Here is a 17,621-nt window from a genome sequence, read left to right on the forward strand (position 1 = left end):
AGTCCTCACGATTCCAGTTCTGCGGCAAGCCGTTCCAGCTCGCTCAGCACGAGGTCTTCGACGGTGGCGGCCAGCGCCGCGACGGTGCGCGCGGCCAGGACGTCGGCCGGGGTGAGCCGGACGTCGAACAGGGCGCTTGCTTTGGCGGAAATGTGCAGGCTGCGCAGCGAATCCCCGCCGAGGGCGAAGAAGTTGTCCTGGACGCCCACCCGGTCCGCGCCGAGCACCTCGGCCCAGATCCCGGCCAGGGCGCGTTCGGTCTCGGTCGCCGGTTCGACATGTCCGGTTTCGGCCGCCCGCGGGGCAGGCAGCGCGCGGCGATCGAGTTTTCCGTTGGCGCTCACCGGAAGCCGGTCGAGCGCCACGAACACCGAGGGCACCAGGTAGTCCGGCAGGGACCGGGCCAGGAACTCCCTGAGCGCATTTTCCTTCGCGGGCGAAACGACATAGGCGACCAGTTGTTTCGCGCCCGGCTGGTCCTCCCGGACGAGCACCGCGGCCTGCGCGACGTCCGGATGCTTCGCCAGCATGGCCTCGACCTCTCCCGGTTCGACCCGGAACCCGCGCAGTTTGACCTGGTCGTCGCGGCGGCCGAGGAATTCCAGCGTGCCGTCGGGCCGCCACCGGACGAGGTCGCCGGTGCGGTACATCCGCTGGCCCGGCGGGCCGTCCGGATCGGCCACGAACCGGTCCGCGGTCAGCCCCGGCCGGTCCCGGTAGCCCCGGGCGAGACCCGCGCCGGCCAGGCACAGTTCGCCGGGGACGCCCGGCGGCACCGGGCGCAGGTCCGCGTCCAGCACCCGGACGCGCGTGCCGTCCAGCGGGCGGCCGATCGGGATCCGGTCCGGCACCGCGCCGTCCATCGGATGGGCGGTGGCGAACACGGTGGTCTCGGTCGGGCCGTAGCCGTCGACGACCCGCAGCCCCGGGCACGCGGCCAGCACCCGGCGCACCGCTTCCGCCGGGACGACGTCGCCGCCGGTCCAGACCTCGCGCAGGCCGGCGAAGCACTCCGGCGTTTCCTGGGCGAGGATCCGGAACAGCCCGGCGGTGACCCACACCGCGGTCAGGCCGTGCTCGCGGACGAGACCGCGCAGCAGCGGCGCGTCGAGGCCGGTGTCCGGGCTGGTGACGACCCAGCCGCCGGTGAGCAGCGGCACCCACAGCTCGTAGGTCGAGGCGTCGAACGCCAGCGGCGAGTGCAGCAGGACCCGTTCGTGCGCCCCGCCGCGGAACCGGTGGTCGGCGGCCAGCGCCGTGATGTCGCGGTGGCGCACCACCACGCCCTTCGGCACCCCGGCGGACCCGGACGTGTACATCACGCAGGCCGCCTGATCCGGATCGACGGCGATCTCCGGGTCGCTGTCCGGTTCGTCGTCCACAGAGGACAGCAGCACCGTCTGGCCGAGCGGATGCGCCTCCGCCGCGACGACGAACCGGACGCCGTCGAGCAGCGTCCGCTGCCGCTCCAGCGGAGCGCGCGCGTCGATCGGCAGGTACGCGCCGCCCGCCTTGGCCACGGCCAGTTCGGCGAGCACCGCGTCCGCGTGGTCCACGGCGAGCCCGACCGGTTCCTCCGGCCGCAGCCCGAGCCCGGCGAGCCGGTTCGCGAGCCGGTTGGCCCGCCGGTTCAGCTCGGCGTAGGTGACCGGTTCGCCGCCGAGCACGGCCGCGAGCGCGTTCGGCCGGAGGCGGACCTGCTCGGCGAACAGGTCCGGGAGAGACCGGGGCTCCGGTTCGCCGCGGGAGTCGGATTGTTCGGCGAGGAACTGGGTTTCGGCGGCGGTCATGACCGGCACGGCGCCGAGCGCGCGGCCGCCGTCCGCGGTCAGGCCGCTGAGGATTTCCAGCAGCCGGGCGGCCAGGCCGGTCACCGTCCGCGGGTCGAAGAGCGCCGGGTCGTAGCCGACGTCCACGGTCAGCTCCGCACCGGGCGAGGCGACCACGGTGACCGGGAAGTTCGTCGTCTCCCGGGCGGACAGGTCGCGCACGGCGAGGCCGTGCCCCGCCGCCGCGCCGGTGATCGGGTAGTTCTCGAACACCACCAGGCTGTCGCACAGGTTCACCCCGCCCGGCAGGCCCGCCCAGTCCTGGACCCGGGCGAGCGGGACGTGCCCGTGCCCGCGTGCTTCGGCCTGCGCCGCCTGCAGTTGCGCGAGCCAGTCCGCGACGGGGGCGGCGCGGTCCACGGCGACCCGCACCGGCAGGGTGTTGATGAAGATGCCGGGAATGTCGTCCACCCCGGGCACTTCGGCCGGACGGCCGGAAGCGGTCGCGCCGAACACGACGTCGTTCTGTCCACTGTAGGCCGACAGCAGCAGCGCCCAGGCTCCCTGCAGCACGACGTTGTGCGTGAGGCCGTGGCGTTTGACGAACGCGTCCAACCGGGCGGTCGCGGCGCGGTCCAAGCGCACCGGCAGCCACTCGGCCGAGCACGGGGCGTGGCCGGACGGCGGGGTCCGGTCGCTCGGCAGCCGCGTCGGGCCTTCGATCCCGGCGAGTGCGGTGCGCCAGAACTCTTCGGCGGCGGCCTGGTCGTGTCCGCCCAGCCAGGCGAGGTAGTCGCGGAACGGCGGCCGCGTCGGAAGCGGCTGCCCGGCGTAGGCGGTGCAGACGTCCGAGAGCACCTGGAAGACGCTCCAGCCGTCGAGCAGGACGTGGTGGAACGTCCACAGCACCTGGACTTCCGTCGCCGAGAGCCGGGCGAGCGCGACTCGGGCCAGCGGGGCGACGGCCAGGTCCAAGCCTTGCGCGCGGTCCTCGGCCAGCAGCCGCGCCAGTTCCGCCTCGTGCCCGTCCAGGTCCGTCCAGTCGAGGTACTGGACCGGCAATTCGGCTTCGCGGTGCACGACCTGGACCGGTTCGGCCACGCCGGTCCAGACGAACGACGTGCGCAGGACCGGGGTGCGGTCGACGACCTGCTGCCACGCCCGGCCGAGCCGCTGCGGATCGGTGACGCCTTCGAGCACGAAAGTCGCCTGCTCGAAGTACATGCCCTGCGCGGTCTGCGAGAGTCCGTGGAAGACCATCCCGCCCTGCATCGGCGTCAGCGGATAGATGTCCTCCACTGCTCGCCCGTCGACCAGCTGGTCCACCGCTGCCTGATCGAGCGCGGCCAGCGGGAAGTCGGACGGGGTGCGCCCGCCCGCGCCCGGTTCGGCGCAGTGGGCGATGATTTCCCGCAGTGCCGACAGCATTCGCTCGGCCAGGGCTTCGACAGTGTCCCCGGCGGTGGCGTGCGACCAGGTCAGTTCCAGAACGCCGCCTTCGACCCGGCCGACGACGTCGAGCACGTGCGTGCGGGGCGCGTCCGGGGCCACATCGGCGTCCAGGCTTCCGACGCGGAAAGGCCCGCCTTCTGCCCTGCTGAACTGGCCGAGGTAGTTGAAACTCACCTGCGGGTCGATCGCCGGGGCCGTGCCGGTCAGGTAGCGCAGTGCGCCGTAGCCGATGCCCCGGCGCGGGATCGCGCGCAGCTGTTCCTTGACCGCTTTCAGCGCGGTGCCCCAGTCGTCCGGGACGTCCAGCGCCACCGGGAACATGCTGGTGAACCAGCCGACCGTCCGGGACAGGTCGACGCCCTCGAACAGGTCCTCGCGGCCGTGCCCTTCGAGATCGACCACCGGGGCCTCGCCGGTCCAGTCCCGCAGCACGCGGCCCAGCGCGGTCAGCAGCACGTCGTTGACCTGCGTCCGGTAGACCTCGGGGACGTCCTGCAGCAGCGCCCGCGTTTCCTCGGCGGTGAGGCGGACGGTGACCTCGCGGGTGTCGGCGATGACGCCCGGGTCGTCCGGGGACACCGGCGGGAGGGACTGCCAGTGCGCGAGTTCGTCGTCGAAACCGCCTGCCTCCGCGTGTTCGGCGAGCTTCCGGGCCCAGGCGAGGAACGACGTCGTCTTCGGTTCGAGGTCTTCGCCCCGGTAAGCGGTTTCCAGGTCCTCCAGGAGAATCCGCCACGAAACGCCGTCGATGACCAGGTGGTGCGCGGCCAGCAGCAGCCGTCGCCCGTCGAGGACCGCGTTCAGCAGCGGACCGCGTTCGAGGTCGAAATGGGGTTCGCCGACGAGCAGTTCCACCGGGCCCGGCGGGTCACTGTGCTGCGTCTGGCCGAAGCGCAGGCGCAGCGCGTCATGGTGCGCCCAGACTGTCTCCAGAGCGCGTCGCAGCGCTGGCTCGTCGACGTCCTCGGCGAATTCCAGCACCACCCGCTGGTCGAACCGTTCCGGCTGGGTCTCGAAGTACCACCGCTGGATCGGCGTGAGCGGCGCTTCGCCGACGACCGGGCCCTGCTCTGCCTGCGGTCCGCGGTCGCCGCCCGCGTGCGCGGCCAGTGCGGCCAGCGTCGGATGCCGGAACACCTCGTGCGGCAAGAGGATCAGCCCGGCGCGGCGGGCCCGGGAGACGACCTGGATGCTCAGGATCGAGTCGCCGCCGAGTTCGAAGAAGTTCGCCTCGGCCCCGACGTCCTGGACGCCGAGCACCTCGGACCAGATCCCGGCCAGCACCCGTTCGGCCTCCGTCGCCGGGGCGGTGTGGCCGCCGGTAGCGGCGAAGTCCGGGGCGGGCAGGGCGTGCCGGTCGAGTTTTCCGTTGCCGGTCAACGGCAACCGGTCGAGCCGGACGAACGCGGCCGGGACCAGGTAGTCCGGCAGGGTCCGGCCGAGGAACGCGGGCAGGTCGGCGGTGTCCCCGACGTCACCGGTGTAGTAGGCGACGAGCCGCTTGACGCCGTGGTCCTCGCGGGCCAGCACGGCGGCCTGGGAGATCCCCGGGTGCGCGGCCAGCGCGGCCTCGACCTCGCCCGGTTCGATCCGGAACCCGCGGATCTTGACCTGCTCGTCCGCGCGCCCGGCGAAGTCCAGTTCGCCGTCGGCGGTCCAGCGGACCAGGTCGCCGGTGCGGTACATCCGCGCCCCCGGCGGGCCGAACGGATCGGGCAGGAACCGCTCGGCGGTCAGGCCGGGCGCGCCGAGGTAGCCGCGCGCCAGCCCCGCGCCGGCGAGGTGGAGTTCGCCGACCGCGCCCGGCGGCACCGGCCGCAGGTCCGGGCCGAGGACGTAGGCCCGGGTGTTGTCCAGCGGCTTCCCGATCGGCACGAGGTCCGGCACCGGGCCGAGCACTGGATGCGCCAGCGCGAACGTCGTGGTCTCGGTCGGGCCGTAAGCGTCCACGACGATCGTGTCCGGGCACGCTTCCCGCACCCGCCGCACCGAGGCCGAGGGCACGGCGTCGCCACCCGCCCACACCTCGCGCATCCCGCGGAAGATCTCCGGGGCTTCCCGCGCCGCGAGCCGGAACAGGCCCGCGGTGACGAACGCGCCGTCGACGCTATGTTCGGCGATCACGCGGCCGAGGGTCTCGAGATCGAGGTCGCCGGGCGGGGCGACGACGACCGTGCCGCCGTTGAGCAGCGGCACCCACAGCTCGTAGGTCGAGGCGTCGAAGGCCTGTGACGCGTGCAGCAGGACCCGGCGGTGCGCGGCGAAGCGACGATCCGCCGCGAGCGCCACGATGTCCCGGCGGCGGGGTGCCACGCCCTTGGGCTTTCCGGTCGAACCCGAGGTGTACATGACGTACGCCAGGTTGTCCGGATCCGGCTTCGGGAGCGGGACGTCCGCGGTGTGCTCGCCGGGCACGACCGTCGGTCCACTGTGGACCTTCGCGGCGGTAGCGCGCCAGGACTCGTCGGTGACCAGGAGCTTCACGTCGGACAGGAGAGTCTTGAGCCGGGGTTCCGGGGCGCGAGTGTCGAGCGGCAGATAGGCCGCCCCCGCTTTGACGATCGCCAGCTCGGCGACGATCAGGCCGGGCGAGCGGTCCATCAGCACGCCGACGAGCGTCTCCGGCCCCGCGCCGAGCGAGACCAGGTACCGCGCGAGCTGGTCGGCCTGCCGGTCCAGCTCCGCATACGTCAGCCGGACCCCGTCGCCGGCCACCGCGACCGCTTCCGGCGCGCGCCGGACCTGCGCGGCGAACAGTTCGGTCAGGTCCTCCGCGGGGAGCGGCTGCGCGGTCTCGTTCCACTCGACCAGCACCCGGTGGCGTTCGGCCTCGGTGAGCAGGTCGATGTCCTCCAGCGATTGGTGCGGATCAGCGCTGAAAGCGTCGAGAACGGCGGTGAGCTGCCGGGTGATCTGCTCGGCGGTGCCGGGGTCGAACAGATCGGGGTCGTAGCCGACGTCCAGGGTCAGCTGCTCCCCCGGCGACGCGACGACGCTGATCGGGTAGTTCGTCGTCTCGGCCGCGTCGACGTCGCGGAGCCGCAATCCGCGCGTCGAGGCTTTGTCGATCGGGTAGTTCTCGAACACCACGATGCTGTCGAAAAGGCTTCCGCCGCAACCACTCCACGCCTGCAGCTTGGTCAGCGGAAGGTGACCGTACCGGCGGGACTCGACCTGCGCGGCCTGCAGTTCGGCCAGCCACGCGGTCACGTCGGCGCCGGTCGCCGTGGTCCGCACCGGCAGGGTGTTGATGAAGATGCCGGTGATGTCGTCCGCGCCGGGCAGATCGACCGGACGGCCGGAGACCGTGGTGCCGAAGCAAACGTCGCGCTCGCCGCTGAGCCGCGCCAGCACCAGTGCCCACGCGCCCTGCAGAACGGTGTTCAGGGTGAGACCGGCCCGGCGGGCGAAGTCCTTGAGCCGTGCGGAGTTTTCCACCGGCACGCGCAGCCATTCCGACGAGCGGCTGGTGTGCGCCTGCGCGGGAGCCCGGTCGTAGGGCAGCCGGGCCGGGGCGACGAGGCTGCCGAGTTCGCGCCGCCAGTGTTCCTCGGCCGCCGCGTCGTCCTGCCGGTCCAGCCAGGCGACGTAGTCGCGGAACGGCGGGCGCTCGGGGAGCTCGGCGCCGGAGTAGGCGGCGAAGACGTCGGACAGCACGCCGAAAACGCTCCAGCCGTCGAGCAGGACGTGATGGAACGTCCACAGCACCCGGACTTCGGTGTCCGACAGCCGCGCGAAAGCCAGGCGCAGCAACGGCATTTCGGTGAGGTCGAGCCCTTGGTCCCGATCGGCGGCGAGAAGCTCCTGCCAGGCCTGCTCGCGTTCGTCCGGGGTGCGGTCGCGCCAGTCGTGCCGGGCGATCGGGACCGGGACGTGCCGCTGGACGACCTGGACCGGCTCGGGCACGCCCTCCCAGGCGATCCGCATCCGCAGAACCGGCGTCCGGTCGACCACCCGCTGCCACGCGCGTTCCAGCGCGGCCAGGTCTTCGACGCCGTCGAGCACGAAACCGACCTGCTGGAAGTAGACCCGCTCCCCCGGCTGGGACAGCGCGTGGAACACCATCCCGGACTGCATCGGGGTCAGTGGGTAGACATCCTCCACTTCACGGCCGTCGCCGACCAGGTCGTCCACAACGGACTGTTCGAGTGCGACGAGCGGGAAGTCGGACGGCGTCCGGCCGCCCGCCGCGGGGTCGGCACAGTGCCGGATGATCTCGCGCAGAGCGGTGGTCATCGCGGTGGCCACCATGTCCACAGTGGACTTATCGTGGACGCCTTCGGCGTAGTACCAGGTCAATTCCAGCTCGCCGGTCTCGACGCGGCCGACGACGTCCAGCAGGTGCGCGCGAGCCGAGCGCGGGCTTTCGTCGGACTCCAGGCGGCCGGAGCCGAACTGGCCGAGGTAGTTGAAGCTCACCTGCGGATCGATCTCCGGGGCGGTGCCGGTCAAGTAGCGCAATGCGCCGTAACCGATCCCGCGCCGCGGCACCGCTCGCAACTGTTCCTTGACGGACTTGAGCGCCACGCCCCAGTCGTCGGGGACGTCCAGCGCCACCGGGAAGACCGTGGTGAACCAGCCGACCGTCCGGGACAGGTCGACGTCGTCGAACAGCTCCTCGCGGCCGTGGCCTTCCAGGTCGACCACGGGAGTCCCGCCGGTCCAGTCGCGCAGGACCCGGCCGAGTGCGGTGAGCAGGACGTCGTTGACCTGGGTGCGATAGACCTTCGGCACGTCTCGCAGCAAGGCGCTCGTCTCGGCCGCGGACAGTCGGGCGGTCACCGAGCGCATCGACGCGACGGTCGCACTGCCCCGGCCGTCCACCGGCACCGTGGTCCGGCCGGATACGCCGCGCCAGTAAGCGAGTTCGTCGTCGAACCCGCCCTCGGCAGCATGCTCGGCGAGCCGGATCGCCCAGTCGCGGAACGATGTCGTGCGGGGTCCGAGGTCGATCGGCTTGCCGTGCAGCGCTTGGTCGTAGGCGCGCTCGAAGTCCTCGATGAGCACGCGCCACGAGACGCCGTCGACCACGAGGTGGTGCACGAAGAGCCGGTCTCCGTCGAGGCGGACCAGCGGTGCGTCGGCACCCACCGGGCCGTTCTCCTGGAGCCAGTCCGTTTCGCCGCGGGCGAAGCGCATCCGGAGCGCATCGTGGTGGGTCAGCAGCGCCTCGACGGCTGCCTGCGCCGCGTCCGCGTCGGGGGCGTCGAGACGGACGAACTGGTGGAAATGGTCAGGTTCGGCGGTTTGCGTCGCGAAGAACCAGCGCTGGATCGGAGTGAGCGGCACCGGGCCGTGGACCGGGCCGCGCTCGACCGCCGCTGTCGCGGTGCGGGCCGCCGCAGCGAGCGCGGCCGGGGTGCGGTGCGCGAACTGGTCGCCGGGCTGCAACTCCAGCCCGGCCCGGCGAGCCCGGGAAACGACCTGCATGCTGAGGATCGAATCGCCGCCCAGCTCGAAAAAGTCATCCGTCGCGCCGACGCGTTCCACGCCGAGCACGTCGGCCCAGATTTCGGCGATCGCGCGTTCGCGCTCGGTCCGTGGCGCGACGTGGTCCCGCGCGCCGAACTCGGGCTCCGGCAACGCCTGCCGGTCGAGTTTCCCGTTGACGTTCACCGGGAACCGCTCCAGCCGGACGAACGCGGCGGGCACCATGTAGTCCGGCAGCGTCCGGCCGAGGAACTCCGCCAGCCCATCGGTTTCGCCGACGACGTAGGCCACCAGCCGCTTCACCCCGCCGTCCGAGCGCGCCAGCACAGCCGCCTGTTCGACGCCCGGATGCTCGCCGAGCGCGGCCTCGATCTCGCTCGGCTCGACCCGGAACCCGCGGATCTTGACCTGCTCGTCCGCCCGGCCGACGAACTCGAGCGCGCCCTCGTCGTTCCAGCGCACCAGGTCGCCGGTGCGGTACATCCGCTCCCCCGGCGGGCCGAACGGGTCCGCGACGAACCGGTCAGCGGTCAGCCCGGCCCGGCCGAGATAGCCGCGCGCCAGCCCGGCGCCGGCGATGTGCAGTTCGCCGGGCGCGCCGGGCGGGACGAGCCGGAGGTCGTCGTCGAGGACGTAAACCCGGGTGTGGTCGAGCGGCCCGCCGATCGGGACGACGTCCGGCACCTCGCCGGGCAGCGGGTGCACGGTCGCGAACGTGGTGGTCTCGGTGGGGCCGTAGACGTCGGCGACCAGGGTGTCCGGGCACGCCGCCTGGACCCGGCGCAGCGCGGCCGCGGGCACGGCGTCGCCGCCGGTCCAGACTTCCCGCACGCCCGCGAAGACCTCCGGCGATTCCTGCGCGACCAGGCGGAACAGCCCGGTGGTGAGGAACGCGCCGGTCACGCCATGGGTGATGAGCGAACGCCCGAGCGTCTCGACGTCCACGTCTCCCGGCGGGGCCAGCACGACGGTGCCGCCGTTGAGCAGCGGCACCCACAGCTCGTAGGTCGCGGCGTCGAAGGCCTGTTGCGAATGCAGCAGAATCCGGTCGTGCCGGGCGAATCGCTGGTCGGCGGTGAGCGCCACGACGTCGCAATGCCGCGCGGCCACACCCTTCGGACGGCCGGTCGAACCGGACGTGTAGATGACGTACGCGAGTTGCTCAGGATCGACCCGGACAGCTGGCGACGTGTCCGGGGCGCTGCGCTCGCCGGTGAGGATGGTGCCGGTGTGGACTTCCTCGGCGGTCGCCAACCACGCGGCGTCGGCTACCAAGATGGTCGCTTCGGCCTCGTGCAGGAGCAGGCGCAGCCGCTCGGCCGGGGCGCGCAAATCCAGCGGCAGGTAGGCACCACCGGCCTTGATGATCGCCAGTTCCGCGACGACGAGTTCCGGCGAGCGGTTCATCAGGACGGCGACGCGGTCCTCCGCCCGCACACCCGCCTCGATCAGCCGGTGGGCCAGCCGGTTCGCGCGGACGTCGAGTTCGCGGTAGGTGAGCTGCTCGTCGTCGGTCACCAGCGCGACGGCGTCCGGGGTGCGGCGGGCCTGCGCCTCGAACAGCTCCGGAACGGCCGCGTCGGGCACCGGGCGGGCGGTCTCGTTCCGCTCGGCGAGCAACTGCCCGGTTTCGGCTCCGGACAGCATCGGCACCCGGGACACCGGCTCGTGCGGGGCCGCGATCATGCCCCGGACCAGCGCTTCCAGGTGCCTCGCGAGCCTGGCCGCCGCCGGGTCGGCGATCCGCGCCGGGTCGTGTGTGAGGATCAGCGACAGCCGTCGTCCGGGATAGGCGACGACGCCCAGCGGGTAGCTGGTCCGTTCGGCCGCGCGGACGTCCCGCAGTTGCGACACCTCGTCGATCGGGTAGTTCTCGAAGACGACGATGCTGTCGAACAGGCTCCCGCCGCCACTCCACGCCTGCAGTCTCGTCAGGCCGACGTGTCCGAAGCGACGGGATTCCGCTTGTGCCGCTTGAAGATCACGCAACCAGTCCGAGACCGCGCGGGTGCCGTCGAGCCGGACCCGCACCGGCAGGGTATTGATGAAAATGCCCGGAATGTCGTCCGCGCCAGGCAGCTCCGCCGGACGGCCGGACACCGTCGCGCCAAAGCACACCTCGGTTTCGCCGCTGTAGCGCGCAAGCAGGGCGGCCCACGCACCCTGGACGACCGTGTTGACAGTCAGCCGGTGCCGCCGTGCGAAGGCGTACACCGCGGCGGAGGTCTCGTCGTCCAACTCCACGGGGATCCGGCCGGTCGAACTCGATGAGTGCGTGCGGACCGCGGGGCGTTCGAGGGGCAACGGCGTCGGCGTCACCCCGGCGAGTTCGGCCCGCCAGTGCGCCTCGGCTTGGTCGTCGTCTTGGCTGGCGAGCCAGGCGGCATAGTCGCGGAACGGCGGCCGCACCGGCGGTTCTTCGCCGCGCAGCAGGGCGAGGACGTCGGAGAGGAGGCCGAAGACGCTCCAGCCGTCGAGCAGGACGTGGTGGAAGGTCCAGAGCACGCGCACCCGGGTGGCGGATTCCCGCGCGATGGCCAGCCGCGCGAGCGGGGCGCGGGCAAGGTCGAATCCGTCGGCGAGGTCTTGCTCCAACAGCTGGGAGAGGGCCTCTTCGGGATCCACTGTGGACCAGTCCAGATAGGACACCGGAAGTTCGACCGAGCGGTGCACGACCTGCAGCGGTTGAGGCACGCCGTCCCAGACGATCCGGCTGCGCAGGATCGGCGTCCGCTCGAAGATCTTGTGCCAGGCCTCGCCGAGCCGCCGCGGATCCGGCACCTCGTCCACAGTGAACGAAATCTGTTCGAAGTAGACCCGGTCGCCGGGCTGCGCCACATCGTGGAACACCATCCCGGCCTGCATGGGCGTGAGCGGGTAGATGTCCTCGACATCCCGGCCGTCGCCGACCAGTTCGTCCACTGTGGATTGACCGAGCCCGGCCAGCGGGAAGTCCGACGGAGTCCGGCCGCCCGCGCCCGGCTCCGCGCAATGCCGGACGATTTCGCGCAATGCTTCGGCCATCGCCGCGGCCAGCCGGTCCACAGTGGACTTCTCGTGGACCCCCTCGGCGTAATGCCAGGCCAGCTCCAGCTCGCCGCCCTCGACGCGGCCGACCACCTCCAGCAGGTGCGGACGGACGGTCCCGGGCGAGACGTCCAGCGCGAGTTCGCGGTGCAGGCCTGGGTAAAGGTCGCCGGGCAGGTCGAATTGGCCGAGATAGTTGAAACTCACCTGCGGTTCGATCACCGGAGCCGACCCGGCGAGATAGCGCAGCGCGCCGTAGCCGATCCCCCGGCGCGGAACCGCGCGCAGTTGTTCCTTGACCGCCTTCAGCGCCGCGCCCCAGCCGTCCGGGACGTCCAGCGCCACCGGGAACATGCTGGTGAACCAGCCAACCGTCCGCGACAGATCGACGCCCTCGAACAGCTCCTCGCGACCGTGCCCTTCCAGGTCGATCACCGGCTGGTGCCCGGTCCAGTCTCCCAGCACCCGGCCGAGCGCGGCCAGCAGCACGTCGTTGACCTGCGTCCGGTACGCCTGCGGGACTTCGCGCAGCAGCGCGTGCGTCTCGGCCGCAGTCAGCCGGGCCGTCACGACCCGGGCGCGGCCGAACGTGTTCTCCGCCGTGCCGTCAACGGGGAGCGGCGTGGGCGTCGGAAGTTCCCACCAGTGCGCGAGTTCGTCGTCGAAGCCGCCCGCTTCGGCGTGTTCGGCCAGCCTTCCCGCCCACTCGCGGAAGGACGTCGTCCGCGGGCCGAGATCGATCGGTTCGCCGCGCACGGCCTGCTGATAGGCGCGGTCGAGGTCTTCGAGCAGCAACCGCCACGACACGCCGTCGACCACCAGGTGGTGCGCGGCCAAGTGCAGCGTCCGCGGTTCGCCGCTGAGCGACCATCGCAGCAGCGTGTGTCCTTCTCCGACGGCGGTGTTGTGCTGATGCCAAGCGTCGCGGTCGTGCCGGAACCGCATGCGCAGCGCGTCGTGCCGCTCGGACAACGCGCCCAACGCGCTGATCAACGCGGTCAAGTCGACGTCGGCGGGCAGCTGGACGGCGATCGTCTGGTCGAAGCGGTCCGCGTTGAGCCCGAAGAACCAGTGCTGGATCGGAGTCAGGACGACGTCGCCGCATTCCGGACCGCGCTCGGGGATCGCCGTGGCCTCGTTGACGGCCGGGGCAAGGGCGGCGATGGTCTGATGCCGGAAGAGATCGGCGGTGGTCACGCTGAGCCCCGCCTGCCGGGCCCGGGCGCTCACCTGGATGCTCAGGATCGAATCGCCCCCGAGGGCGAAGAAATTGTCGTCCACGCCGACGCGGTCGAGGCCGAGCACGTCAGCCCAGATCCCAGCGAGCACGGCCTCCCGTTCGGTGCGCGGAGCCACCGTCCGCTCGCTGGAGACCCGCGGCTCCGGCAACGCGCGCCGGTCGACCTTGCCGTTGGCGGTGAGCGGCAACTCAGCCAGCGGGACGAGCACCGACGGCACCATGTACTCCGGCAGCGTGCGCGCGACCGCGCGGCGCAGCGCCTCGGTGTCCAGTTCCTCCGCCGCGACCACGTAACCGACCAGCTGCTTGCGCCCGCCCGTGCCCCGGATCGTCACGAACGCCTGCGCCACCCCGTCCTCGGCGGCCAGCGCGCGTTCGATCTCGGCCGGTTCGACCCGGAAGCCGCGGATCTTGACCTGGTCGTCCACGCGGCCGAGGAATTCGAGCGTCCCGTCGGTGCGCCACCGGCCCAGGTCGCCGGTCCGGTACATCCTCGCGCCGGGCTCGCCGAACGGGTCGGCGACGAACTTCTCCGCGGTCGCGCCCGCCTGGCCGAAGTATCCCCGCGCGAGCCCGGCCCCGGCGATGCACACCTCGCCTGCCGCGCCGCGCGGCAGCAGGCGGAGCCGGTCGTCGACGACGTGGATCCGGACGTCCCGCAGCGGCGTGCCGATCGGGATGACGTCGGGGACCTCGGCCGTCATCCCGAAGGAGGTGGCGAAGGTGGTGGTCTCGGTCGGGCCGTACCCGTCCACGACCGCGGTGCCGGGGCAGCTGTCGAGCACCCGGCGGACGGCGGGCGGCGGCACGACGTCGCCGCCGGTCCAGACCTCGCGCAGGCCGGCGAAGCACTCCGGCTTCTCCTCGGCGAAGAGCCGGAAAAGGCCCGCGGTCAGCCAGAGCGCGGTGATGCGGTGCGTGGCGACCAACCGCCCGATCGCGTCGGCGTCCAGGTCGCCGGGCGGCGCTACGATCACGGTGCCGCCGTTGAGCAGCGGCACCCACAGCTCGTAGGTGGAGGCGTCGAAGGCCAGCGGGGAATGCACCAGGACCCGCTCGTGGCCGGAAAACCGCGGATCGGCCGCGAGTGCCGTGACGTCCGCGTGCCGCACGGCTACGCCCTTCGGGACGCCGGTGGAGCCCGAGGTGTACTCGACGTAGGCCAGATTCTCCGGGCTCAGCCGGATTTCCGGCGCCGTGGAGGACTCGTCCACATCCGACACGACCAATGACATTCCATTGTGGACAGTGTTGGCGGTGTCGTGCCAGGCGTGGTCGGTGAGGACCACCGGCACTCCGTCGAGGACGCGGCGCAGGCGGTCGGCCGGGGCACGCAGGTCCAGCGGCAGGTAAGCCGCGCCTGCCTTGAGGATCGCCAGGACGGCCACGACGAGGTCGGCCGAACGGTCCAGCAGCACGCCGACCCGGTCCTCCGGGCGGACGCCTTGCCGGACCAAGTGCTGCGCGAGGCGATTCGCCCGGGCCCGCAGCTCCGCGTAGCTCAGGCTGAGGTCGCCGCACACCACCGCGGTGCGGTCCGGGCTTTCGGCGGCGCGTCGGTCGAACAGCTCCGGCACCGTTCCGGCGGCCGCGTGCTCCGGCTGGCTCGGGAGCAGGAACCGGCGGTCCTCGGCGGTGAGCAGCGGGAAATCGCCCACCGGACGCGCCGGGTCGGCCGCGATCCCGGCGAGCACGACCTCCAGGGTTCGCGCGAGGCGCTCGATGGTGGAGTCGTCGAAAAGCGCGGTGGCGTACTCGACGGTGACCCGCAAGCCGTCCGGCTGCGGCCAGAACTCGATGACGAGGTCGAAACGTGCCGAGGGCCGCGGCAGGGCGTACTCGCTGACCTGCACTCCGGCGACCGTTCGCTCCGTCACCAGCGGTCGCTGCAGGACGACGACGGCTTGCACCAACGGCGTCCGCGAGGGGTCGCGTTCGGGCTGGACTTCCTCTACGACCCGGTCGAACGGGACATCACCGTGCGCGAACGCGGCCAGCACTGTTTCGCGGAACTCCGCGAGGAAGTGCCCGAACGGTTGCCCACCGTCCACAGAGGACCGCAGCACGAGGGTGTTGACGAAAAATCCGGTCAGCTGCTCCAGTTCGGCCCGGTCGCGTCCGGACACCGCCGTGCCCACTGCGATGTCGCGCTGTCCGCTGTAGGCGGCCAGGACAAGCTGCACGGCGGCGGTCAGGGTCATGAACAGCGTGGCACCCTGCGCGCGGCCGGCTTCCGCGACCCGGCGCACCAGGTCAGCGGGCAAGTCGTGCCGGTGCACCGCGCCTTCGGTGGTGCGCTGCGGGGGTCGCGGGCGGTCGGTCGGCAGCGCGAGCGGTTCGAGACCGTCGAGCGCCTCGCGCCAGTAGCCGAGCTGGTCGAGGCCTTCGGACGCCAGGCGCCACTGGGTGTAGTCCTGGTAGCCGAGCGGCAACGGGGGCAAGGACACGCCCCGGTAAAGGTCGAGAAGTTCTTCGGTGAGCACGGAGATCGACCGGCCGTCGGTGACGATGTGGTGCTGGCACAAGAGAAGCAGATGCTCGTCCGGACCGAGCGGGAACAGGACGGCCCGGGTCAGCGGGCCAGTCCGCAGGTCGAACGGTGCGCTCAGCTCGGCCTTCAGCGTCTCGTCGTCCGGGACGGAATCCGCTACCCGCAAGGGGATATCCCCGGTCGGAGAAATCCGCTGCATTCCCTGTTCCGCAACGGATTCGAAGGTCGTGCGCAGCGATTCATGCCGTGCGCACAGCGCGGCCAACGCCGTCCGCAACTTGGCGAGGTCGAGCGGACCGGACAGCCGGATTCCGACGCCGGTGTTGTATTCGCTGCTGCCGCCGGTCATTTCGTCGAGCAACCACAGCCGCCGCTGCGCCGGGGACAGCGGAAGCAGGTCCCGCGCTGCCGCTCTCGGGATTGCCTGCTCGGCGCGTGGGCCGTTTTCCAGGAGTTTCGCGAGTTGCGCCACGCTGGGCGCGTCGAACAGGGCCCGCGCCGAAAGGTCCGCGCCGAGCGTGCGGCGCAACCGGGACAACGCCTGCACGGCCAGGATCGAATCCCCGCCCAGAGCGAAGAAATCGTCCTCGACTCCGATGCGGTCCAGTCCCAGCACTTCCGTGAGAATCTCGGCGACGGCGCGTTCGGTGTCCGTTGTCGGTTCGGCGCCTTCCGGTTCCGCCGACGGCGCGGGAAGCGCCTTCCGGTCGACCTTTCCGTTGGCACTCAACGGAAGCTCGTCCAGAACGACAATCGCCGAGGGCACCTGATAACTCGGCAAGACCGCCGCGACGACGGCTTTCAGGTCTTTATGCGGCGCTCCCGGCACCAGCACGACATAGCCGACCAGACGCTTCGCTCCCGGGCCGTCCTGCCGCGCGACGACCACCGCCTCCGCCACGGTCTCGTCGGCGGCGAGCACGGATTCGATCTCGCCGGGTTCCACCCGGAACCCGCGGATCTTGACCTGGTCGTCGGTGCGGCCGAGGAATTCCAGTTCGCCCTGGTCGTTCCAGCGGACGAGATCGCCGGTCCGGTACATCCGCTCGCCCGGCACCACGGGGTCGGCGATGAACTTCTCCGCCGTCGCCCCGGGACGCGCCCAGTATCCGCGCGCCACCCCGGCTCCGGCCAGGTGGAGTTCGCCGGGTTCCCCGGGAGCGACCGGATTCAGCGCACCGTCCAGGACGTAAGCGCGCACGCCGTCCAGCGGGCGGCCGATCGGCACCGCTGTCACGTCCGCCGACCGGATCGGGTGCGCGGTCATGAAGGTGGTGGTCTCGGTCGGGCCGTAGCCGTCGACCACCGTGACGCCGGGGCAGGCCCGCAGCACGCGCCGCACCGCGCCGGCCGGGACGACGTCGCCACCGGTCCAGACCTCTCGCACGCTCCGGAAAACATCCGGTGCTTCCTGCGCGACGACCCGGAACAACCCTGCCGTCAGCCAGATCGCCCCGACGTCGTACCGGGACAGAACGTCGCGAAGGCTCTCGACGTCGAGGTCCCCGGGCGGCGCGACCACCACGGTGCCGCCGCTCAGCAACGGCACCCACATTTCGTAGGTGGAGGCGTCGAAGGCCGCCGGGGAGTGCAGCAGCACCCGCCGATGCGCTTTCCCGGCGAAGCGCTGATCGGCCGCGAGCGCCGCGACGTCCCGATGCCGGACCGCTACCCCTTTGGGCGTTCCGGTCGATCCGGACGTGTGCATCAGATACGCCAGATTGTCCGGATGCACTGCTGCCGAAGGAAAAGCCGCATCCGGCAACTTCCGTCCCAATGGGACAATCTGTCCGTTGTGGACCTTCCCGGCCCGGGCCGGGTCGTCGGTCAGCAGCACCGAGACCCCGGACTCGGCCAGCAGTGTCCGCAACCGGCTGTCCGGCGCGCGCCGGTCGAGCGGCACATACGCGCCGCCCGCGGCGACCACCGCCAGCTCCGCGACGACCAGCCCGGCCGACCGCTCCGCCAGCACCCCGATCCGGTCCTCCGCGCGCACTCCCAGCCGCAGCAGGGAAGCGGCGAGCCGACCTGCTTCGCCGGCCAGTTCGGCATAGGTCAGCCGGGTCGCGCCGTCGACGGCGAGCGCGTCCGGGGTCTGCCGCACCTGTGCGGCGAACAGTTCCGGCAGGCTGCCGGTCCGGTCCGGTCCGGCCGGAATTTCTGGGGCGGTCATCGTTTTTCGCTACCTTCCGGGCACACCAAGGGATCCCGC

General features: G+C 71.8%; 1 protein-coding gene. It reads right to left on the reverse strand.

All coding sequences use genetic code 11. The annotated features are described in order from the left end of the window. Positions 1-5: 5 nt before the first annotated feature. Positions 6-17,567, reverse strand: coding sequence for a non-ribosomal peptide synthetase (locus ACZ63D_RS01680; RefSeq protein ID WP_465353677.1), 17,562 nt, complete (start codon positions 17,565-17,567; stop codon positions 6-8). Positions 17,568-17,621: the final 54 nt, after the last annotated feature.

The sequence above is a fragment of the Amycolatopsis sp. NPDC104775 genome (genome assembly GCF_055583325.1).